Origin of the sequence: Brenneria salicis ATCC 15712 = DSM 30166, from assembly GCF_003315515.1 — a bacterium.
Taxonomy (GTDB): domain Bacteria; phylum Pseudomonadota; class Gammaproteobacteria; order Enterobacterales; family Enterobacteriaceae; genus Brenneria; species Brenneria salicis.
In genome coordinates this window covers 1-21,180 of the sequence record NZ_QNRY01000045.1, presented here as the reverse complement: position 1 = coordinate 21,180, position 21,180 = coordinate 1, and the positions used below count along the sequence as shown (strand labels likewise).

At 45.0% G+C, this 21,180-nt stretch carries 14 protein-coding genes and 3 pseudogenes; 10 read left to right on the top strand and 7 right to left on the bottom strand.

The genetic code is table 11. The features are described from left to right. Positions 1 to 8: 8 nt before the first annotated feature. Positions 9 to 872 (top strand): phage integrase N-terminal domain-containing protein, encoded by an 864-nt coding sequence (locus DES54_RS15340; protein WP_113868861.1) that lies wholly within the window; start codon positions 9 to 11, stop codon positions 870 to 872. A 328-nt stretch (positions 873 to 1,200) separates the two neighbouring features. Here DES54_RS15340 and DES54_RS18975 read toward each other — a convergent pair whose 3' ends face one another. Further along, positions 1,201 to 1,554 carry a class I SAM-dependent methyltransferase gene (locus DES54_RS18975; protein WP_240635033.1) on the bottom strand — a complete coding sequence of 118 codons (354 nt, stop codon included), beginning with the start codon at positions 1,552 to 1,554 and terminating at the stop codon, positions 1,201 to 1,203. Between the two features lie 185 nt (positions 1,555 to 1,739). Beyond that, positions 1,740 to 2,092: pseudogene (locus DES54_RS15330) on the bottom strand (transposase); the annotation flags it as partial. A gap of 261 nt (positions 2,093 to 2,353) precedes the next feature. Here DES54_RS15330 and dptF point away from each other — a divergent pair. The 5 genes from dptF to DES54_RS15305 are packed head-to-tail and all read left to right on the top strand — an operon-like array spanning position 2,354 to position 12,199. Further along, positions 2,354 to 4,003: a DNA phosphorothioation-dependent restriction protein DptF gene (dptF, locus tag DES54_RS15325; protein WP_113868859.1), complete on the top strand. Its 1,650-nt coding sequence runs from the start codon at positions 2,354 to 2,356 to the stop codon at positions 4,001 to 4,003. A 4-nt stretch (positions 4,004 to 4,007) separates the two neighbouring features. Continuing rightward, positions 4,008 to 5,330 carry a DNA phosphorothioation-dependent restriction protein DptG gene (gene dptG, locus DES54_RS15320; protein WP_113868857.1) on the top strand — a complete coding sequence of 441 codons (1,323 nt, stop codon included), beginning with the start codon at positions 4,008 to 4,010 and terminating at the stop codon, positions 5,328 to 5,330. Next, positions 5,311 to 10,398: a DNA phosphorothioation-dependent restriction protein DptH gene (gene dptH / locus DES54_RS15315; RefSeq protein ID WP_113868855.1), complete on the top strand. Its 5,088-nt coding sequence runs from the start codon at positions 5,311 to 5,313 to the stop codon at positions 10,396 to 10,398. Before dptG ends, dptH begins: the two co-directional genes overlap by 20 nt. Positions 10,399 to 10,458: 60 nt before the next feature. Further along, the gene (locus DES54_RS15310; RefSeq protein WP_113868853.1) at positions 10,459 to 10,983 is read left to right on the top strand and encodes a hypothetical protein; all 525 of its coding nucleotides are present in this window, start codon (positions 10,459 to 10,461) and stop codon (positions 10,981 to 10,983) included. Beyond that, the gene (locus DES54_RS15305) at positions 10,976 to 12,199 is read left to right on the top strand and encodes a DGQHR domain-containing protein (protein ID WP_169050486.1); all 1,224 of its coding nucleotides are present in this window, start codon (positions 10,976 to 10,978) and stop codon (positions 12,197 to 12,199) included. Before DES54_RS15310 ends, DES54_RS15305 begins: the two co-directional genes overlap by 8 nt. A 57-nt stretch (positions 12,200 to 12,256) precedes the next feature. Here DES54_RS15305 and dndE read toward each other — a convergent pair whose 3' ends face one another. Genes dndE through dndB form a run of 4 tightly spaced genes read right to left on the bottom strand, consistent with a single transcriptional unit; the run spans position 12,257 to position 17,316 of the window. Beyond that, positions 12,257 to 12,610 (bottom strand): DNA sulfur modification protein DndE, encoded by a 354-nt coding sequence (gene dndE, locus DES54_RS15300; protein WP_113868849.1) that lies wholly within the window; start codon positions 12,608 to 12,610, stop codon positions 12,257 to 12,259. Further along, positions 12,610 to 14,610 carry a DNA sulfur modification protein DndD gene (gene dndD / locus DES54_RS15295; RefSeq protein WP_113868847.1) on the bottom strand — a complete coding sequence of 667 codons (2,001 nt, stop codon included), beginning with the start codon at positions 14,608 to 14,610 and terminating at the stop codon, positions 12,610 to 12,612. Before dndD ends, dndE begins: the two co-directional genes overlap by 1 nt. After that, positions 14,600 to 16,234, bottom strand: a complete 1,635-nt coding sequence (dndC, locus tag DES54_RS15290; protein ID WP_113868845.1) for a DNA phosphorothioation system sulfurtransferase DndC — start codon at positions 16,232 to 16,234, stop codon at positions 14,600 to 14,602. Before dndC ends, dndD begins: the two co-directional genes overlap by 11 nt. Continuing rightward, positions 16,231 to 17,316: a DNA sulfur modification protein DndB gene (gene dndB, locus DES54_RS15285; protein WP_113868843.1), complete on the bottom strand. Its 1,086-nt coding sequence runs from the start codon at positions 17,314 to 17,316 to the stop codon at positions 16,231 to 16,233. The genes dndC and dndB overlap by 4 nt, the downstream gene beginning before the upstream one ends. Before the next feature lie 426 nt (positions 17,317 to 17,742). On the opposite strand from dndB, the gene DES54_RS19295 reads away from it, so the two are divergent. From DES54_RS19295 to DES54_RS15265, 4 genes and pseudogenes are all read left to right on the top strand, one after another. Beyond that, on the top strand, positions 17,743 to 17,928 hold the full coding sequence (locus DES54_RS19295; RefSeq protein WP_113868870.1) for a transposase: 186 nt from the start codon (positions 17,743 to 17,745) through the stop codon (positions 17,926 to 17,928). Positions 17,929 to 18,053: 125 nt separating this feature from the next. After that, positions 18,054 to 18,275 (top strand): CopG family ribbon-helix-helix protein, encoded by a 222-nt coding sequence (locus tag DES54_RS15275; RefSeq protein WP_113868841.1) that lies wholly within the window; start codon positions 18,054 to 18,056, stop codon positions 18,273 to 18,275. 412 nt (positions 18,276 to 18,687) lie between these two features. Continuing rightward, positions 18,688 to 19,936 (top strand): annotated as a pseudogene (locus tag DES54_RS15270) (tyrosine-type recombinase/integrase). 121 nt (positions 19,937 to 20,057) lie between these two features. Beyond that, positions 20,058 to 20,867: a DUF6387 family protein gene (locus DES54_RS15265; RefSeq protein WP_113868839.1), complete on the top strand. Its 810-nt coding sequence runs from the start codon at positions 20,058 to 20,060 to the stop codon at positions 20,865 to 20,867. A 110-nt stretch (positions 20,868 to 20,977) separates the two neighbouring features. On the opposite strand, the pseudogene DES54_RS15260 reads toward DES54_RS15265, so the two are convergent. Further along, positions 20,978 to 21,180: pseudogene (locus DES54_RS15260) on the bottom strand (IS630 family transposase); the annotation flags it as partial.

Genomic DNA, 21,180 nt, shown 5'->3' with positions numbered 1-21,180 from the left:
AGATATCGATGGATGATCTCACCTATACGCTACGCCAGCTATGCCAACGCAATCGCGATGGCAGCCATGCGACGCAGGCTGACCGGATGCGTTCACTGGCGTTGGCCAGCCGTCAATTGCGGGAGGCGGGATTTCGGCAGATGCGGGCAACATCGCTTAAGGGCAAGCATGTCAGGGTATTATTGGAGCGTTGGCAGGGCGAAGGATTGTCGGCAGGCACACTTAAGAATCGCCTGGCGCATTTGCGTTGGTGGGCCGAGAAGGTCGGCAGGGCCGGTGTTATCCCAGCAGATAATACTCAACTGGGTATCCCTGAGCGGCGATTTGTCGCCAGCGAGAACAAGGCGCACGAGTTAGGCGATAGTTTGGATAAAGTAAATGATCCCTATGTACGCATGAGTCTGCTTTTGCAAAAGGCTTTTGGTCTGCGCCGCGAGGAGTCCATCAAGTTTCGACCCGGCTATGCTGACCGTGGAGATTGTATTGTTCTCAAGAGAACATGGACCAAGGGCGGGCGTGAACGAACGATACCCATTATAACCGCTGAGCAACGAGATGTGCTCGATCGGTCGCATAGGCTGGCTGGAGCGGGTTCGCTGATCCCCGCGCATAAGACGTATATACAGCAGCGCGATGTCTATGACGGGCAATGCAAAGCGGCAGGGCTGAGTAATATGCATGGGCTGCGACATCATTACGCCCAGGCCCGATATCAGGCATTGACGGGATGGTCAGCTCCGGCCGCGGGAGGTAAGTCCAGCCACATGCTAATATCCACAGAGCGTACCCAGGATGCGATCGCCCGCCAGACCATAAGCCGAGAGTTGGGGCATGAGCGTACTCAGATCACGGCTGTATATTTGGGGCGGTAAGAAGGATGGGCGGACTCACCTTAGACGCGGAAAATAGCGGTCAACGCACATTGAGTATTGGTGCTGACAGTTACTTTTGCGCTTTAAGTATTAGAAACGGTGGCCGGCGGCAGTGCTTCATTAATTCGGGGCGTTGTGCCAGGGCTTCTTCTGTCGGCTGCGGCTCCGACAATGCACGTAGGGTAAAACCACAACCCAGCAGGGTGTTAACATAATTTTCAGTTGTGCGATGGTATTTAATGACGTCGTTTATAAACCACTTGGTATGGCGTATCAACTGATCGTGATAATTATCCAGTGGCCAATGTTCGCCGGTTTCAGTGGTGATCTATCCTACCGGCCAGGCGGTACAAACCGGATGTTCAACGCTGAAAATAAAATAGCCGCTGGGCTTTAGCGCATGATAAACCTTGCGGCATATCCCCGAATAATTCTCGACGTAATGCAAGGCTAATGAAGACACCACCAGATCATAAATATTGTCATCAGCAGCAAAATCCTCCATCGAAATATGCTGAAAGGTAATGCCCGGATCATCCGTCAGGCGTTGTGCCTCAGCCAGCATACGCGTTGACAGTTCAATTCCCATGACATGGGCGGCACCCTTGGCTCGGGCGTAACACGCAAAATCGCCAAAGCCGCTATCAAGATCGAGAACGTTTAAGTGACTGAGTTCCGGCAGTAACGCGCGGATCGCGGGTAGTTCCAGCGCGCTGTTCAGGCCGGAATCGTGTTGGCGTAATGTTTTCTATCCTTCAAAAAACTCGGGATTATCGTATACATTTTACAGGGATAAATCGTTGTGCCATGCGGTCATGATGCCAGTCTCCTTGGTTTCATTTACGCAAAATGATTCGGTGAAAGGCGGGCTTGCAAAACAGGGGCGAACCATACATTTTTTGTTTTGCCGTATTCAACCACCTCCTTGAGGATCTCGTTTTCCATGGTTTTCTTACCCAGGAGACGCGGGAGTTCACGGATCTGTTTCATGGCACTGTTTAACTCAGAAGCTGGCACAACCTCTTCGCCGGCTGAGACCGATGTCAGGCTGCCTCCTTGTATTGCTTATGCCATTTAAGGACTTGATTAGCATTCACATTGTGACGACGAGCGACAAGAGAAACGGAACTTCCTGGTTGGAAAGTCTCCTGGACGATAGCGATCTTCTCCTGCGGAGTGCGACGGCGGCGTCGCTCTGGCTCAGTAAGAACAGTACCCATGATTTCGCTTTGACTAGGCTTAAACATGGCTTTAAGACTACCTAGTATTTTAAGAGGGTCAAAGTGTATGGATCATTAAGGGGCAAATACGCTCACTGACACAATTGGTCAGTGAGGCTAATGCCTTAATTATCTCAGCATGCGGCCGTGTGAGAGAGGCATCTGTTGAAACACTAAGTTGTCACGGGGGAAAAAGGCATATAGAGATCATGGGTTAGCTTGTATACAATAAGAAAATTCTTTTTTAGAGAACATGAAGTTATGAGCGCAATCACATTACGCAAAGCGTTGGGTGTACTCGCGAAGTCATCTTCGTTTTCTGTCACCACGGTAACTCACCGACAAAGAGATATATTTGATCAGTTAAAAGAGCAACTCTTTGTTAAACAAGATATTGAAAAAGATTTACAGCATCACTTGGATGTTTCTAAACCCGGTGAAATCATTTTTTTGTGCGGTAGTAGTGGGGATGGTAAGTCTGAAATTTTAACGCGCTGCCAGTCAAACCCACGTTACCAGCAGCGATTTGCCTTTCATCTGGATGCAACACATAGCTTCGCCCCTCAACAGACCGCCATTGATGCTTTGAACGATTTGTTCGACAATCATCAGCAGCAATTATGTCCGTTGCTGGTGGGTATCAATACTGGGATGCTCGCTAACTTCGCTAGAGAAGGTGCTGAACGCCATCAGGTGCTTCGTTTGGTGATTGATGCATTTTTATCGGGACAGCAAGAAAGTAGTGGCCCTTTCCACAGTGACAATTGTTCTTTTTTTGATTTTGAACATTACCCTAAGTTCCAGTTTGATGAAGACAGGCGATATTCACCATTTATAAAAAAATTGTTAAATAACTTAACTAGTGATGATGATAAAAATCTGTTTTACACTATTTTTCAACGTGATCAATCAACAGGGCATGATTTAAATACCATTGCCAACTTCAAACTGCTCTGTATGCCCGGTGTTCAGAATGTCTTAATCACCCAGCTATTTAAAGCCCGCTTAATTAAAGACCAGTTTGTTACGACAAGAACATTGCTGGATTTTTTGCATCACCTGCTGACTGGGTCAGGTTACCTGTTTGATAACCTCTTCAATGGTGAAGAAAATGACCTGATTAAAAAGGTCTCTGATTTCGATCCTGCCAGATTGCATACCTACGAGCTCGATCAGTTCATTTTGCGTTATGAGCTAGGATTGATTGATCCAGACCTGGATGATTTTCTTGTAACCCTAGAAAAATTACATATTCAATTTGATCGCCAGTGTGTTAAGTCGGGCGATGCGGCCTCGCTGATTAGGCTATTCTGGCTGCTACAACATGAGTCGTTGGGCAATAATTATCACCATAAATTTTTAGTGTTTTTTAAAGAATCATTGTTTGAACGCTACTCAGAAATCTGGCATTTGCATAAAAACTACACCGCAGATCCAGAACAAAAAAGATCGTTGAACCGATTTTACTCTTCCGAGCTTATAGCTGGTATCCAGCGCTACGCAAATCGTAAAGCGCCTGAGTTGATCACGCAAAAGGAAGAGTTCTTTTTGGGTGAATTTGGCGGGGTTAAAATCACAGCACCAATGGCGCTGAAACCGGACTGGGATGCCATTTTCAGGAAAAATACAGCCCACCCAACCTGCTTCGACATTCATTTAAAGGTGGGACAAAACTCACTGCTGCCTGTTCGTATCGGGCTTAATTTATTTGACCTATTGAGCAAACTGAATAATGGCTATCGTCCTAATAAATACGACAAGAGCGCGATCGTATTACTGGATGAAATCGTTGAACTGATTGCGGAGCGGGCCAAATCTAGTAGTGAAATCAAGTTTTATGATGGCGCACAGCGGGTCTACAGCGCCAGGGCGGATGACGACATGATCACCATCAGCGGCATGGAGAGATAACATCATGTATCCCATAGCAACAACGTTAAAAGTGGGCAACAATCAACTAGATAGCTACCTGCCGGTGCGCAATAAAAACAATAATATTGACTGGCAAATTGTCACCGGCTTGGTACTGAGTTATGCCGTGAAGTATAAAATCGACACTTATAATCTCGAGCAATTTCGCGAGGATTGCAAAACTCACCTGCAAACATTGATTGATGAACCAGCCTTCTGGCCTTTGTTGGAGCGAATGTATTTTTCCAGCCAGGATATCTTCCGTGTCTCTCCGCTTTTTTTGCTGTTTCACGCACAGTTCGATGCTGAAAAAATAAGCGCAGGCTCTATGGCAGATAAACGCCTTGGAACGCTGTTTGCCAATCTGATGAGGGGGTTCAGCCTAAATTATCCGATACAGGACAAACTGAACTTCATCGAACAACAAATGCTGAATAAGCTCGATGAGAAAGTAAAATTGCTGGGGGAAGGTCCGTTTGCCGAAGAGCAACCGTACTTGCCCTATATGGTAACGTGCTTCCAGTCCGATCTGGCGTTTCTGGCTGATCATCCGCAATATCTTTTGCAGGAATTGACTAATACTCTGCGTTTGTATGCCTTTAGCTGGTGTGCTCAACTGGCGCTCAATCTAGAGAACTGGCGGGACGGAGAACCCAAAAGTAAGTCTCTGTTTTTTATTCTTGATACCGAAAAAGCCAGCTCAGAACGGGACCAAATAAAGCGCTTTGGCTATAAATGGTTTTCCAGCCACAGTGAAAAACTTTTCCCGATACTTTCCGCGCTGGAGGTTTTGCAATGGGGCAAAGGGGCGAAAAAACGCCCATTGTGGCAGGTCTATCAGGATGCCCTGAATGATTCAGATCCTTCTTCACAGGCATTAAATGCTCTCAACAAGTATTTGCAGGAATTTATTGAGGATCGCCAACTTTCCTCTCGCGATCAAGCTACAAATCTGGACGATACCTTCAAACAGCTATTATCCGTTGCCGTTGAACAGTTTCAGGGCAAGAAATCTGAACGAGCATCGGTAAATCGCAAATACATCAACGAGCTGGAAAACCAGATTTGTGCTGACTTCATCCAGGTGCGTGGCCGGGCGGGGAAAGTACTGGTGCTGAATCAGGATCGGCTGCTGCTGCTGACCAATCTTACCGTTGGTAAAAACAAAAAACTCCGGTTGCATGAACTGCTGCGCGGTTTTGAGCAACGCGGATTTTATCTGGATAACCAGTCCACACAAATGCTGGTGGCGTTTTATGAACGCATGGGGAACGTGGAACGAATGAGTGACAGTGGAGACGCCGTATATGTCCGTAAAACAGTATGAAACCTATCTGGCGGAAACCTTCATTGAATGGGTTAGCCGCACCATCCAGCCGGGTGAGCGCTACCAGTTTAAATCTCCCGATCCCGATAACGCCTTAAAACTCTGGAAGGCTTTCGACTCCTTAGCTGATGGAAATAATCTGGAGATCGCGCCGGAACAGCATCTTGCATGCGTCTCATGTAATGGCATCCAGCTTATTCCCGTACTGCACGGTACTACTGCTCCTGCGTTTACGGAAAACTATATTTCCCACCTGCGCGATAAAGTTTCCGGCCGCAACGGGATTTTTGCCCAAACGGCGTTGTTGATTATCCATAATAGCATGTTAGATACCTTGCTCAATAGCACCAAGGATGTGGCCGCACCGGATGCAATCTGGCATCCCGAAACTTTTCGTCATCAACTGGAAAAATTAATCACTACGGACAGCAACCGTTCGCAAGTGTCCCGCTGTTTGCTGGGCGATCAGTTGACAACGATACTGGATGAAGGCGCAACCGTATTTGGTTTTTCATCGTTATACCGCCTGCTGGACGACGGCAACCTGGATTTCTCTGAGTTAAAGCTATTCAACGATAATAATTTATTGAATTTTAGAGATAAGCAGCTACGCGCCCGGCTGAATGAAAACCAGAAATTATATCGCCAGATAGAAGACAGTATTGAGCGTTACAGTGGGCAACTGGAGAATGTGCTGACCGAGTTCAGTACCAAATTTATTCAGGAACACTTCGTCGATAAAGACGACTGGCGTGAGCTTGATTTTTCTGTATACCAAGATGAGAAAGCGCAGAACAGCGAACAAAAACTGGTGCTGGAAAACATCTGCGTTGAGAATGGTGAAATCTGGCAAAGAGCAAAAAGCATCAGTAAAGCGGGTAAGCGTGATATCAGCGTCCTGGTGCAGGTACAGCCGGGACAATCGCAGGTCGAACTGGAATTCAGCTTTCAGAGTAACGACCTTCAGGATGATCAGATAAAAATTGCTCATCATCGGCGGTTACAGAAAGAACATTTCTGGCGCACCAGTCGGGCCGGCGGGAAAACCTCCCGCATTATGGCGTCAGTGCCTTTCGACGGGCATCCCTGCTTCTTTAGCCTCGAAATAATCAACCGCAATAACTCGGCGGAAGAGTATAAGTTTCGCCTGCTGTTAGTTGAACAGGGGCAATTCTGGCTGAATGAGATACAGCACTGCTACCGCGTTGAGCCGGGTAAAGACCAACTGACTCTACAACTGGAAGATAACGAGTTACGGATTGCAGAGACAGGCGACCAGACCTGTACGCTGGATGAAGAGAGCGATGACATTGATTGTCGGCACTATGCGCGGGTGAACTTTGAGACGCTGGCGAACCAAAGTGAGCTGATCAAATTTGCGCTGATTTCAGGTGATTCCCGTCTGCTGCTTAATATCGAAGGGCCGGGGGCAGAGGAAGGATTAACGCTACCGTTGCTTTTTGATCAGAGCCGTTTCAATAAGCTCTTCAAAGAAGAGGGTAATGCGACCTGGAACCGGATGAAGGGACGTGTCGTTCTGGACAACACCGAACATAACGTGGTCGGTGTACGCCAGCAGTTGCTGGCGCTGGAAGCTTCACTGATCGAACGGAACTTGCTCGGTGCAGACAGTGACGACAGCGTATTTGCGCTGGATGAACTCCTTGCCAGCTACCCCGACCTCCATAATGCGTACCATCAACTGTTGGCTTACTATCAGCGCCGGAACACCCTACCGAGCCTGGTGTCGTGGTCAGTGGAATACCGTGCGCTGGTCAGCTACGTAGTCGCTACTTTTGAACAGGCACTACAACAAATTGGCCTGAGCAGAGCGCTGACGCTACAGGAAAAACGGCTGCTACATCTGGGGATTTGCCGTAGCGATACGCATGAACGCCTCTCACCATTGCACCCCTTAGTGTTGGCTTATCATTTGCAACTTGCAGAAACCATCATCGCGGAGCCAGAACAGCCCACATCGGCTTCATTTGCCTCATTACCACCGATTACCCTCGATCGCCTGGTTGTCTCTGGCTTAATGCCGTTTGTGTACCATAGCGAACATGAATATGCGCAGCTACAGTCAGTAGTGGAAAATCGCTTCTGGATTGACGTTATTCCTCAGCGCCAGATGAGCCATGACTACGTTAAACGACTGGTAAAAGACAAACTCAACGAATTCACTGACGCCTATTCCCGGTTGTTCCAAAGAGCCGGGAATAATGCATTGATTATCAATGCTATCAACCAAGGTAATGCCAGAGAGCTATTCCTGGGGCTGGTGGAATACTTTAAGCAGGAAAAAGAGCGGGCAATTTCGGTGCATGTAAACTGCTACGATGAACACCTGCTGCCCAATGCCTTTGACCACTTTGCCGAAAGCGGCAGCTATGAACAGCTTAAAAAAGATCTTGACCTGAACAGCGGCACATGGCGTGCAGAAGCCGATATGCTAATTGATCTGCTACGTAGTCGATTAACGTTCAGCAAATTTGTCCTGCCATCAGCAAATGACAAACTGGCTTATGCCCATCTGGCGTTTTTCACCAATACCGCACCGGTTGATTGCCGCCAGATCCGCATTGAAGATGCCTCAAGTGGCGTGTTATGTCATGGCCTCATTGCGGGTGAAGGGGCGGAAACCCAGGGCGATGCATACTTTACCGCTTTTGGCTTGCGTAATGTCGATACTGAGCCTTATTGCGCCCTGCGCCTTGCCCGCTTGTTGGGCTGCCTATGGCAACCGGCGCGACAGAGCAACAGCCAGTATCACGGTCAGGGGATTGGTCTGGCAGTCAGCGGCAACTTTAAGCAATTGCTCAACCGCTCTTATGACAGCTCGCTCTGGACCACCATTATTGACCCAAAAGTCACGCTTGATTTCTTTACCAGCCAGAAAGATGTGGTACTGATCCATTATTCTGACCAGTACACCAGTTGCGCAGGTTATGACGCCGTGACCGTCACAAAACAGGTTGAGTTGTTCCTGCGTCTGCTCCAGACAGGAAATCAGACCGGACAACCTGCCGTTGACAGCCAGCACCTGCTTACTGAATTTAATGCCTTTAACGGTGAATGGCTACTGAAAATGTTGCGTTCTGGTGAGAAAGATCGCAAAGAGAAGCACGGCATTATCGGTGCGTATAAATTCGTGCAGTCCATGCTACATCAGTCCGATATTTGCTGGGTTCCGTTGTCGGTAGCTGAAATGATCCGCGTGTCCGGTAATGTCGGACTGAGAATGAAAGAAAGCGATTTATCTCGCCATTTAAAGGGTTATCAAAAAGGTGCGATCTCTGACGATGTGCTCTTTGTGGGTTTTAAAGATAATAGCCTTTATCTATTACCGCTGGAAGTGAAAACGGGGGTACGGCCGGATTACAACCATGCCGGACAGCAGGCTCGCGAGCTGAAACGCTATTTACAGCAGGATATTCTGGGGCCGCAAACGCTGGCGTCACAACTATATCGGGCGCTCTTCATCCGCCAGGTATTGATGCAGGTAGAAAAGTTGCGTCTGTATGGTGTATTGGACAACGACAAGTTGATTCCCCTATTGGCACGACGTGAATGGTGGCTCACCGGCGACTACCAACTGGGTGAACTTGCCGACTACCCGGATGGCTTTGTGGTGGCGCATGTAGACAGTGAGAGCTGTTTTGATCTTTCTTATAAAGCGACGCCGGAGAATATTTTACAAATTGAGATTCCTTATTCACTGCTACCGTCACTCATTTCCATGCAGGGGGATCAACAACCGCTGGCCGAACGTTATCACGTGCCGGGAAAATATCGGCTTAAGCCGGAGTGTGAGGTATCTCCGTTCCAGTATGAGGCGATAGCAGAAACGCCTTATGAGACCGATGCTCAAGCTGTTTCTGAGCCTGAACCGCAGCAGCACGTTGCACCACCGCCATCTGCTGAGATCAACGATACGCCACTGCAAATCCTGTTTGGTCATGAAGCCGTGCACCAGCAACCGCTATACTGGGAGCCGATTAACACCGCGAAGTTTATGAACACCAATACCGGTATTATCGGCACGATGGGCACCGGGAAAACTCAGTTTACCAAATCGTTGGTGACGCAGTTGATGCATAATCAGTCCTGTAACGTTGATGGTAAGCCGATTGGCCTACTGATCTTCGATTACAAGTCGGACTATGTGGATGAGGCTTTTCTGGAAGCCACTGGTGCTAAGAAATATAAACTCTTTAAGTTGCCCTATAATCCGCTCTCGCTGTTTGGCGATACGCCGATGTTGCCGATCCATACAGCAGGCGGGTTATCGGAAACGATGGCGAAAGCCTATGGTCTGGGCCATAAGCAGCAACTTAAGTTAGAAAATCTGATTTTAGAATGTTATGACGCGGCGGGCATTTCGCCTGAAGATCCGACAACATGGTCAAGAACTGCACCAACGATTGAAGACGTATGGCAGCGTTTTCTTGATCAGGAGAAAGTCGAAGAAGATTCCCTTTATGCCGCGTTGTCCAAACTGGCGCGGTACAAAATTTTCGAAACAATCCCTGAGAAGATGAACAGTCTGTACGAATTGATTGATGGGGTAACAGTGATTGAACTGGCTGGCTATCCGCCGGAAGTACAAAATCTGGTGGTCGCCCTGACACTGGATTTGTTCTACGCGCAGATGCAAAAACGTGGCAAGCCAGTGGTGCGGGGGGACTATCGCCAGCTAACCAAAATGATTCTGGTGGATGAAGCCGATAACTTTATGCGCCAGGACTTTGCCAGCCTGCGTAAGATCCTGAAGGAGGGTCGCGAGTATGGCGTTGGTGCAATCCTGTCAACGCAGGAGATTACTCACTTTAAGACCGGAGATAATAATTACGCCTCTTATATTCTGACTTGGGTTATTCATCGTGTGTCTGAGATTAAAAATGCGGATATCAAGGCGGTGTTTAACGTTGATGATAAAGGTGAGCAAGAGTCTTTAATGGGACAGATTCGGCAGCTAGGGAAGCATTTTAGCCTGTATGTAGATGGGAATAAGAAGGCTAAGAAGATGCGAGATAAGGCATTCTGGGAGTTAAATTATGAAAAATGAGATATTTCACCCAGCGTATGGTGCTAAATCTTCTATTTATTTCTGTAAGGGAGGCCTACAATGGGGAAGGTGAGGCATAATCCATGGGGAAGTGTCATTAAAGAGTTATGGGCACGGGTTGTTAACACATTTAATAGTATCTCTTTTATTGCTTTTTTTCTTGCAGGGATACTTTTTGTCGGCGGTGTTGGATTATGGCTTCCTTACTTGTCAGCAATAATATCTGGGGATAAAAATGCATCCTTTTTTGAGAGCGTAAATGTTTTTACTTATTCGTTCGCTATACTTGGAACTTTATGTGTGGATGTGATTTTAAATAATCAAAAATCGACAAAAGATTTTTTAGGATTAGGGATGATATTTGGAGTTCTTGCTCTTATTTGTTGTGTTGTTGGGTATTTAACAACAAAGACAGGAAATTCATATTTATTAAACTTTGGCACCTTTCTTACATTGCTTATATTTATATGCGCTAATGTAAATGATGATAAATTTGATAATGATGCCTCTCGAACCGAACCAGATCCTATAGGATATAAAGAGGCTGCTCTATCCAAAATTAAAGATGGTGAAAGAAATGAATAAATTCCCAATGAAGTTGCCAGCAATCAAAGTAGCACAACCGTTAGGGGATTTTTATGTTGTATCGATTCCTGCTGAAGTTTTGCTAAATGTATGTTACACAATTAGAGCAGAGATATTAGATGGTTTTGAAGATCAATCTATTTCTCACGTTGGTATGTTTATCAGTAAATTAATAGGAAATCAAAGGGTTACAGCCAAGTCCCGGCTTGATGAAATAAAGAGATATACTGAAACTGTAGATGCTAGTTTCCCAAACTCAATCATATTGGGTGTTAATTATTCTAGTGATGGCACTTTGGTAACAGATGAAGCTATACGCTGGGATATAGAGCACAAAGATAATGGGTTTTATTACCTTACTATTCCAACAGGAGAAAAATTAGCTTCTATTATTGATGGGCAACATCGTGTTTTTGGGTTTACTAATTCTAACTGCAAAGATATGGAGTTGTTATGCTCGGTGTATTTAGATCTCCCATTAGCTTATCATGGTAGAATTTTCACCAATATAAATATTAATCAAAGACGAGTAGATAAAAATCTAGCTTATAATCTATTCCAATTTGATATGGAACAAGGTGAGCCATCATCTTGGTCACCAGAAACTCTTGCAGTCTATTTCACTCGCGTTTTATCTGAAGATGTAAATTCTCCGCTGAGAGGTAAAATAAAATTAGGCGTAGTGAATGGAGGATCAAATTCAACTATATCGATGGCATCAATAATTGATGGTATTTTGTCATTAATTACAAATAATCCCAAAACTGATAGAGATATATTGCAAACCAAAAAAGTTTCTGAAGGACGTGATAGGAATATGCTATTGAGCATACCATCGAAAGCACCTCTTAGGAAATTATATCTTGATAATAAAGATAAAACATTATTTGATATTATTTTGAGTTTTCTTGCATCTATTGTGAATCAACTATGGAAGTTTAATGTTTTCAAAAAGACACTAGGTATGCAAGCATGTTTTGATTTTCTTAAAATAATTTGTGAAGATGACGGATATTCACATATTGATATTAATGTTTTGCTTAAAAAAGCATCTTTTGTTAACTTCGATGATCCATTTTTCGGTGTTCAATCAAAATTGAGAGTTAGGATTAAAAATACTCTTATTGTTGCTTCTGGCATAAAGGTGTTGAGTGATTTGAATATAAAAAATGATGCGGATTATTCAGAATATAAAAGATTATTGGCAGATATCTAAATGATTACGCAATGCCAAAACTTCATTTTTGGCATTGCGCATAAGGTAAACCGTTATTTATAAGGCTTTAACTATTGATAATAATGTACGGTAATTTCTTAATCCTGCAATCCCATCCTCAACATGTGCAGCCCACGCTTTAATTATCATCTTCTGCTCTAGCTGCGGATAAAGCATCTTCAACACCAGTTCCGTAGCTTGCAGTGTTTCCCCCAGCCACGTAATTTTATCCAGCACCAGTGAACCATCTAACTTCTTACTATCCCGGTCAGTCGAGTAACGAAACTGACTTTCCACCGAACGGAAAAATGCCAGCCGAGCGGCAACATTCGGCGTGAGCCCCGTATACCCTTTTAATCTTTTAAGCTGCTCTTCAGTCTGACGACTAAGCACCATTCGATTCGGGAGCATCAGATTGCCTCCTTGGTTAATTCCCAGAAATAGCCAGGTTTTAGAGTCGATGACTTGGTGTGCACATTAAAGACTATCTCATAAGCATGGGAAATGTCGTCACGTAATTGATCGACAAAATAACGTTCATCTACTTCTGTATCTGTGGATAGCAGCACAACCTGATGGCTAGCCTCTGGGAAGTAATGATTTATCAACTTATCTCGATGCTGAGAGTCCAGGCGCCCTAACGGAGTATCGATGATCACAGGCAAATCACGACCAGAGGTTTTTGCCAATGCTTCAAGGACCGCAATCGCATAAATCTGCTTTTCACCAGCAGAAAGCAACTTACGGTTAATCACTGAGCCATTTTCATCAATTAGTTCCACATCAAATGTTTCAGGATTGATATGTGCACTAAGTTGTAAATCCTCTTTGCGAGCCAGCTTACGGTATGCCAGTTCAAAGTTTGTAGACAGTGTTTTTACTCTTGCCTGAGTTAACACATTGCTGTAACGATCGAGTAAATTTATCGTTTCTTGGGCATTCTTAAATGCACTACTAAAACTGTGCTGATAGCGAACGGCATCATGTGCCTTTTGTACCTGGCGGACGCAATCCAGTTGTTGTTGTTTTGTGTGTTTAGCCTGTTCTAGCAGCGAACGATATTTCTGCCACTGGGCTTCGCGCTGTCGATCCAAATCGCGCAATTTTTCAAAGAGCCCTATTAGCTGATCGTCTTCTGGCGCTCGGGCAATGTTAGCAGCGGCTTGTTCAAGCTGCTGTTCAACATCAGCCAACTGATTACGATACATATCAAAGCGTTGCCAGGCTCTCTTACTTTCCTGCTCTATGGATTGTTGAAGCATACCCGCTTCGCGTTCAGAGATATCAAAAAGCAAATCGCCTTTAGGTTTCGTTGCCATATACTCTTTCAGATTATCTGTAATGGCTTCAGTAGCAATTTTACTAGTGGTGCTGGAGCGCAATGCAATATCGTTTCCGAGTTGTGTCAAAAACTGACTCAGTTCTTTTTCAAAGCTTTTCGCCTGCTTGATCTGCGTTTCATTAGCAATTTGTTGTAGTAAACGGGACAAGGTATTAGGAGCTAACGCATAAGGTAGTGCTCCATCAAATTCCTGACGTATTGTTTTCTCCAGACGTTCTCTATCTTTCAGAAATGTTTCAACTTTCTGTTTCTCTTGAATTTTTGTCTGGGCAAATGCACCACCTTGTGCATTCAATAGGCCTTCATAACGGGTGATGTCTTTAGACAGAAACTCAATTCGCGTTTTGGCAAAATCAGCTTTTTCCAGCAGTTCTTCCGTCTGACCAACTAATTTTCTACATTGCGTTTCAAGCTCTATGACTTGCTGTTGCTGAGAGCCAGCCAACTGGCTGGATTGCTGGCGCTTAACAAAAATCATTAAATCATTGCTTAGCTTAGAGATTAGATCTAAGCCTAATAGGCGACGTACAGCAGTACGCAGAATATTGCCGGATTCATCTTCCGCCAGTTCCGCAATTTTTTCACCATCAAAGAAGAACAGATCAGCGATACCATGCGGAATTAATTCATTAAGGAATCCCTGGCATTGATCATAATCGAGCTCATTAAGAGGTTGCCCATCCTGCTGTAAAGAAAGACGGTCTTTCTTGCCTTTTTTCCAGTTTCGCGTGACGGTAAAATCTGACTCATGACCACCTTTATTATAGGTAAACGTCAGTTCTATCGATGCTTCTTCCGGCTGTTCGCTATAGTAAGTGCCGTTATGAATCAACGAGCTAAGCTGCTCGATATATTCCTGTTGTTGAATCGCGAGACCAAACGCCATGCGACCATACAACGCTAGCCGGATAGCCGATAAAATTGAGGTTTTTCCTGCGCCATTTAAACCACCAAATAATACTATAGGTCGTGGATTTGTATCATGTGGACGCTTTCTGGGGGCTAAATCAATGGTGTGTGTACCGCTAAATACCCGAAAATTATGTAATACCAGTTGTTTAATGAGCATGTTCGTTTTCCTCACCAATCAATACAGAGGATTCACTGGCATCGACAATCCTACTCTGTAAAACCTGGAGCTCAGCTTCCAGTCTGGCAACTTCTTCCTGATGAATATCCCGATCGTTGCGTTTTTGCAGCGTTACCTGTTGTTGCTGGATCTCTTCCAGACTGCCCCAGTCTTGCTTTAAAATTGTGCCGAGTTTGTCAAATATCCCCTGACGGCGACTTAATCCTTCCATTGAAACTTCCAGCTCAATAAGTTTCATTACCATTTCAGGCACAACGTCAAATCCTTGGGCTATCTGTATCAGTAAATCAGCATCGCTGGCGTCAAAGCGTGACTGATCGTCAACCACCCACTCTAGATCCTGCTGATACACCTCGCGGTAAATACCTGGTAGTGTGTCGTACCAGTCTGGTTCATTAGGATCTTTCAGCCATTCCTGACGGATCGCGTGCAGTTCCGGTTTGGTAATTAACGTAATAGTGTGACCCTGAGCATTCAAATCCCTCTCAATTTTAAGTAAATCTTTTAGCCACTCCTGACGGTATTTTAGCCAGTAAGGACCAGGAACATGCTTACGATCTGCGCTGAGCTCCTCACCATCCTTAGCGTATTGATAACTCACTTTGCCGGTACGGCGTTTATAGTTGCGATAAGTGTCTTTATTCGCTGGATCGGTGGTAAACGCTAGTAGATCACGATATTTCAGCAACGGAGACATCCATTCTTCTCCATTTTTGATCAGGCTCTCCATAGCTTTATCTTTGGTAACCACGGTGCAGGTCCAGCAGCCAAAACGTGAGTTTCCGCAGGAAGGGGTACTTTCATCGATCACTAATGGACACTCTCCTTGTGCGGAAGAATCCATATACAGTGTCCAGAGCGGGCGATTGTTGCCTCCCCATGGGCTTTCCCACTCTTCGATATCGTCAGGAGAATAACGAAACGCGCCACGTAACAGCTTCCAGACATCTTCCACATCCCAGCTATCAATGGGGGTATAGATAAACGCATTTGCCAGCGTGGTGTGTCGGGCCAAGCGCGAACCATCAATTTTGTGCTTTGCGATCACTTGAGCACGAGAAGCGCTTTCGCTACTGCGTGAACCTAGAACAACAATCACCTCATCAAACTGGCTGACTTTATCCTTTATAAAGTCACTGACCGGATTAATTTTCATACGTTCGGTACACCAGCGAAAACTGCGGGTTGGGGCCGGATAACCTTTCCCCAGCAAATTAACCCAGAAGGTTTCATTGGTTTTTGGCATGACCGCATGTTGGGTAATCGGCAGACCATTACGTTTTGCACCTGCCTCGATCTGCATCATCGTTTTCTTAATCAGATCAACCACCACCGGCGTCTCTACCAGCGTGTCGGATGACACTAAGAAAACATCTTTGTTACGCATTTCAGGAGGCAGTCCTAGTAAGGCCAGATACACCAGTGTAATAACCGCTGAAGAGTCTTTACCACCACTATAGCCAATCACCCACGGACGTTTATCCGTACAATAAATTCTCTGAACTTCAGCTACATATTCGGTCAGAGGGCGTCCAGCGAATTGTTCTTGATTAATAAAATCTTCGTACTCGGCCAGATCGAAGGCCTGAACCAATTTACTCATGAGATAACCATTTGAGCTTCAAGCCCCTGTTCTTCAGGAGTTAGAGGGAGGGAGAGCGCGATTTTTAGCGCATTACAGGTTAACTGGATCGCCGTACTGGTTTTACTCAGCTTGCCATGCTGCATCGCTCGTTTGATCAGCTCCGGGTTGTTTCTGCGCCAGTTAAATGTTTTGAGTGCTGCCATTTTCTCTGGCCACTGTTCTGGATAATCCGTCAGTAGTGTAAATCCCAGTTGCCCGAGTGCCTGCAAACCAATACCATGAGCGTGAACATAGTCTTGCCGTAGCTGAACAGGCGAAACCTCTTTTTTAACCGCTAACTGCCAGTCCGGCATCACACGAAAAATAGCCAGCCAGTAGTTGGTGGCTATTTGGATGCATTCTTCAAAATTGCCCTCTTTAGGATCTTTGCCCAGCAGCGCGCGGGTTGCCTGCTTGATACTACTTAACGTAAACAGTTTATTTGACCGCTGACTGATACCGGATTTTTCCAGCTCGGTCATTCCGACAAAAGGCTCTACAGACATTGCCAGATAACGCGCCAGATTTGAACTGGCATCACGATGATCGTACAGCGATGCCAGAGATGGACTGGGTCGAATGGCGTATTTATTCAGATCGGCGAACATCTGCTGGCTTCGCTTTAGCCCTTCATCGACAAAAAACAGCACCGGAATATTATCTTGCCCTAGCTCCGGGCGGGCATCTAAAGCGTCTTCAATCGCTTTACGACGATGCTGGCCGTCATTAATCAAAATTTGCGCATCCATTGGCACGCATAGTGTTCCCAGGTTGTTAGAACCGGGGAACTCATCAAACTGGACGTCAACAGCAATGGATGCTGTCAGCGCTGAAAACACATAATCTTTAGGATTTTCCAGGAGGTAACGAACCATTTCGGGGATGCGTGATTTATTCAGTGTACGTTGTGCTCGTAATTCTGGTGGCACGTCATTTTCATCAAAGCTGAATATTTTCGGAATGATACGCAGTGGGCATGTGGCAATGTAGAAGGGGCGACCAGCCTGGATGCCGCGTATAGCGGGAAACGAGTAGCAGTAATCTGCATCAACATTAGCCATATGTAGTCCGTATGTAGCATCAAGTGAAGTCTGTTACGTGATATTTTACGTAATGTGTGATTGAATTTGTAGTTTTTTTTACGTAATTTTTTGCGTGCTATGCCTGCTCACTGTTAATTAGTACACCCCCGATGTTAGTAATTCTTCAGAGGTAACATGAGAACATCCTTATGATGTTGGATTCTAGTCGCTGTACGCTATAGATGGTTAATCAGCTGAACTTCACTAGCGCCTGGTTCATAGGGGCAACGGTGTTCTCCATTCTCCGTGAGGGCATCGCAGCTGGTTGCCACAGAGATGACAAACATAATTAGACTGCTGAAAGCAGGCGTAAGCTGTCCCTTAAGGGACAACAGACGCCATGCGTAAGCGTATGCCCAGCGCCGTTCGTTTTAACCGAAGCCGTTAGATAACCTTGGTGCCCATCTGTATCAGACGGGCCTCTCTCATGGAAAAACTCTCCAGATCAAGACGGACTGGCGTTCAGCGCTTCGCCAGTTTTACTCCCCAGAACTAAAATTAAAGCTGGTTCAGCTTGCACTAGAGCCAGGCACATCTGTTACCGAGATCGCTCGCCGCCACAACGTAAATAACAATGTCCTGTTCAAATAGATACGCCTGTTCCCGAGTGAAGGACGGGTTACGTAAACTTGCTCTGATGCTAATGAAATGAGTGGAGGGAAGCACTATTTTGATCGATGATATGCCAACCAACATTCATCCAGGAGAGGGTACTGATGACCCGCATCGTGATCGATTTACCTGAAGAAGATCTCCGGCAATGGGATAATCTGGCCGCTATACGCCATCTTTCTCGGGCAGAGTTAATCAGGCAAGCCTTGTCTGGCTATCTTGCAGATAATCGTGCTGATAGTAATAATGCGTTTGGCCTATGGGCTAATAGCAACACTGACGGCATCCTCTATGAAAGTCAGGTCCGCAATCATGACTGGGAATGAGTGTTCGATGGGCTTCGTTTGACATCGCTATCAGTTTTAAAATGGCGCTGAAAAAGTCCTCGCAATCTGGTTTGACCAGTGCTAAATTCAGCATGGAAACAGGTTAGCTTTGCCCCTACTTAACAAATTGGGGGCCTTTTTGGGGGCTTCGATTGAAAGGCGCTCTAACTAACTTACTAAAATTAAATAATTATTTGGCTGTTCGAGTCCGGCCTTCGCACCAAATATGCAAAATCAGACGTCTACTGACGTCTTTTTTTGTCTCTAAAATCCAGCAGTTATGCTGTTTTCCCCCTGCTATATGTCTCTTGACGTCCACTCACATCTATCCACATATACCAACAAATGATGGTATAACTGGTGGTATCTTCGGTTCGATTGATTTTGATACCAACAATGGAGGTATCAACTGATGGCGCTCACTGATATCAAAGTTCGAACAACTAAACCCTTAGATAAACCCTTCAAACTCACGGATGGGCAGGGTATGCACCTGCTTATCAATCCCAATGGCTCAAAATACTGGCGACTCCAATACCGTTTCGAAGGTAAACAGAAAGTTTTAGCATTGGGTGTTTATCCAATGGTCTCTCTTGGTGAAGCTCGCAGGTAACGAGATGAGGCCAAAAAGTTGGTATCTGATGGTATCGATCCTTCTGAGAAGAAAAAAGCCGACAAGATCGAGCAAAGCGAAGCCCTGACATTCGAGGCTGTCGCTAGGGACTGGCATACTGCCTGTAAAAGGAAATGGTCTGATTCCCACAGCGAGAGAGTTCTGAAAAGCATGGAAGATGGTCTCTTTACTGCTATTGGTAAAAAAAATATCCGAGCTTAATACCAGAGATCTTCTTGCCCCTATCAAGGCTGTTGAAGCTTCTGGGCGATTGGAAGTTGCTTCCCGCCTACAGCAAAGAACAACGGCAGTAATGCGATATGCTGTCCAGAACGGGCTGGTAGATTACAACCCTGCTCAGGAGATGGCAGGAGCTATTGCCGTAGCCAAAAGAACCCACAGGCCAGCTTTGCCATTCGAACGATTTTCAGCACTCTTAGAACGAATTGATAACTTCAAAGGTAGAAAACTCACGAAGTTAGCCGTAAAGCTGACATTGCTCATTTTCATTCGTTCCAGTGAACTCAGATTTGCTCGTTGGTCAGAAATAGATTTCGACAATGCCATGTGGACTATTCCTGCAGAGCGAGAGCCATTACCCGGAGTGAAACATTCGCATCGTGGCTCGAAAATGCGAACTCCACATCTTGTTCCTTTGAGTTGTCAGGCATTGGCTGTGCTGATGGAAATTAAGGAGATCAGCGGTGACCATGAACTCGTGTTTATTGGTGATCATAATTTCCGCAAACCTATGAGCGAGAATACAGTTAATAAAGCTTTGCGAGCTATGGGCTACGACACTACCGTTGAAGTCTGTGGACATGGATTCAGGGCTATGGCTTGTAGTGCCTTGATTGAATCCGGTTTGTGGTCGAAAGATGCTGTTGAACGGCAAATGAGCCATCAGGAGCGGAACTCAGTTCGTGCTGCCTACATACATAAAGCAGAACACCTTGATGAGAGAAAGTTAATGCTTCAGTGGTGGGCTGATTATCTGGACGCTTTAAAAGTAAGGCAAGTGTCTCCATTTGATTTCAAAAATGTGTAATCTGTAAATCACTGATAGTTGTTGGTTCTCCTTTATCAAAAAACATTGGTAGGGGAGAACCCACTAAAAAATGAAAAAATTAGCATCGTCTCATTGAAGCATTCACTTTGCGGAGGGATTAATGAAAGTGGTAAGTCCTTATGAGGAATTGAAAAATTGGTTCGACATAAATAACTATGCTCAAGTTAAATCGCTTACTATCAAGGCGCTACATAAGGAGCTTGTATTTAGGGAGTTAATTGTGGATAGCATAAACTTTGAATGGGAAGACGATGATCAAAATCTGAAATCCATACTAAATGGTAATCCAATTTTAAGCCAAGAAGTTAATCATTCTGACCAATTTATTAAAAGACAAACACATATTGAACAGGTGAGTTTTGAAGATTTAAGAAAACAAGAAAAGAAATTAGTAATGTTCGATGTTGATTGTTTTGATGAAAATGGGGATTTCAAAAAAGAGTTAAAAGATAAACCTATAACTCAAACAATGAGAGAGCTTTTCCTTAATAAAAACAATAGCAAAATGTATGTCTCATTTGACTTAGGTTTATCGAGTGATGAGGAAGTCATTTCAGCCTTACAAACAATGTTGCCCGTTTGGAGAAGCGAATATGAAATTGAATCAAGGAAGATTGAAAAGGTTGGCATTGCAAAAATAAGAAAGTTAGTCGATCACAATATCATTCCGATGATGGATCTATTGATTTGGGCCAGTCTTAAAAAAGTAAATATTTCTAATATGATAATATCTCGCGTGTTATACCCAGATTTTACTAATGAGATTAGAGGAGAGGATCACATTAAAGATACCGACAGACCGGTTGCAGAGAAAACCTTGAAAGGTGAAACAAGCCGTAGTTTAGAGTATTTCATCAATAAAAACAGTCATCTTTCGAACATACCAATTGCAGATCTTGATGGATTTTAGCTTCTAATCATCATGTTAGCTGTCAAGGGGAGGGTGCAATTTTTTTTCTTCCCCATAAATCCCCTCCGTTTTTCCTCATCCAAATTCCTAAATAACTGATCCTAATATCGCTACATTTTTACCAACCCATGATTCCCACCGGGGAATGGGCTGACAGTATTCATAAAGTGACGCCCTTTTTTCAGTAACTGCCACATTGAGCGGCACTGGTGGTTTCCGGTTATCGTTTCGTGCAGCGCCTGCCACAGCCGTTCAACATGATTTACCCAGGGCGAGTAAACCGGCTGATAAATAACACGAAACTTCGGATTCT

Coding starts and splice junctions, on each gene's coding strand:
- DES54_RS15340 (WP_113868861.1), top strand. CDS start 9: ATGGATGATCTCACCTATACGCTACGCCAGCTATGCCAACGCAATCGC.
- dptF (WP_113868859.1), top strand. CDS start 2,354: ATGAGCGCAATCACATTACGCAAAGCGTTGGGTGTACTCGCGAAGTCA.
- dptG (WP_113868857.1), top strand. CDS start 4,008: ATGTATCCCATAGCAACAACGTTAAAAGTGGGCAACAATCAACTAGAT.
- dptH (WP_113868855.1), top strand. CDS start 5,311: ATGTCCGTAAAACAGTATGAAACCTATCTGGCGGAAACCTTCATTGAA.
- DES54_RS15310 (WP_113868853.1), top strand. CDS start 10,459: ATGGGGAAGGTGAGGCATAATCCATGGGGAAGTGTCATTAAAGAGTTA.
- DES54_RS15305 (WP_169050486.1), top strand. CDS start 10,976: ATGAATAAATTCCCAATGAAGTTGCCAGCAATCAAAGTAGCACAACCG.
- dndE (WP_113868849.1), bottom strand. CDS start 12,610: ATGCTCCCGAATCGAATGGTGCTTAGTCGTCAGACTGAAGAGCAGCTT.
- dndD (WP_113868847.1), bottom strand. CDS start 14,610: ATGCTCATTAAACAACTGGTATTACATAATTTTCGGGTATTTAGCGGT.
- dndC (WP_113868845.1), bottom strand. CDS start 16,234: ATGAGTAAATTGGTTCAGGCCTTCGATCTGGCCGAGTACGAAGATTTT.
- dndB (WP_113868843.1), bottom strand. CDS start 17,316: ATGGCTAATGTTGATGCAGATTACTGCTACTCGTTTCCCGCTATACGC.
- DES54_RS15275 (WP_113868841.1), top strand. CDS start 18,054: ATGACCCGCATCGTGATCGATTTACCTGAAGAAGATCTCCGGCAATGG.
- DES54_RS15265 (WP_113868839.1), top strand. CDS start 20,058: ATGAAAGTGGTAAGTCCTTATGAGGAATTGAAAAATTGGTTCGACATA.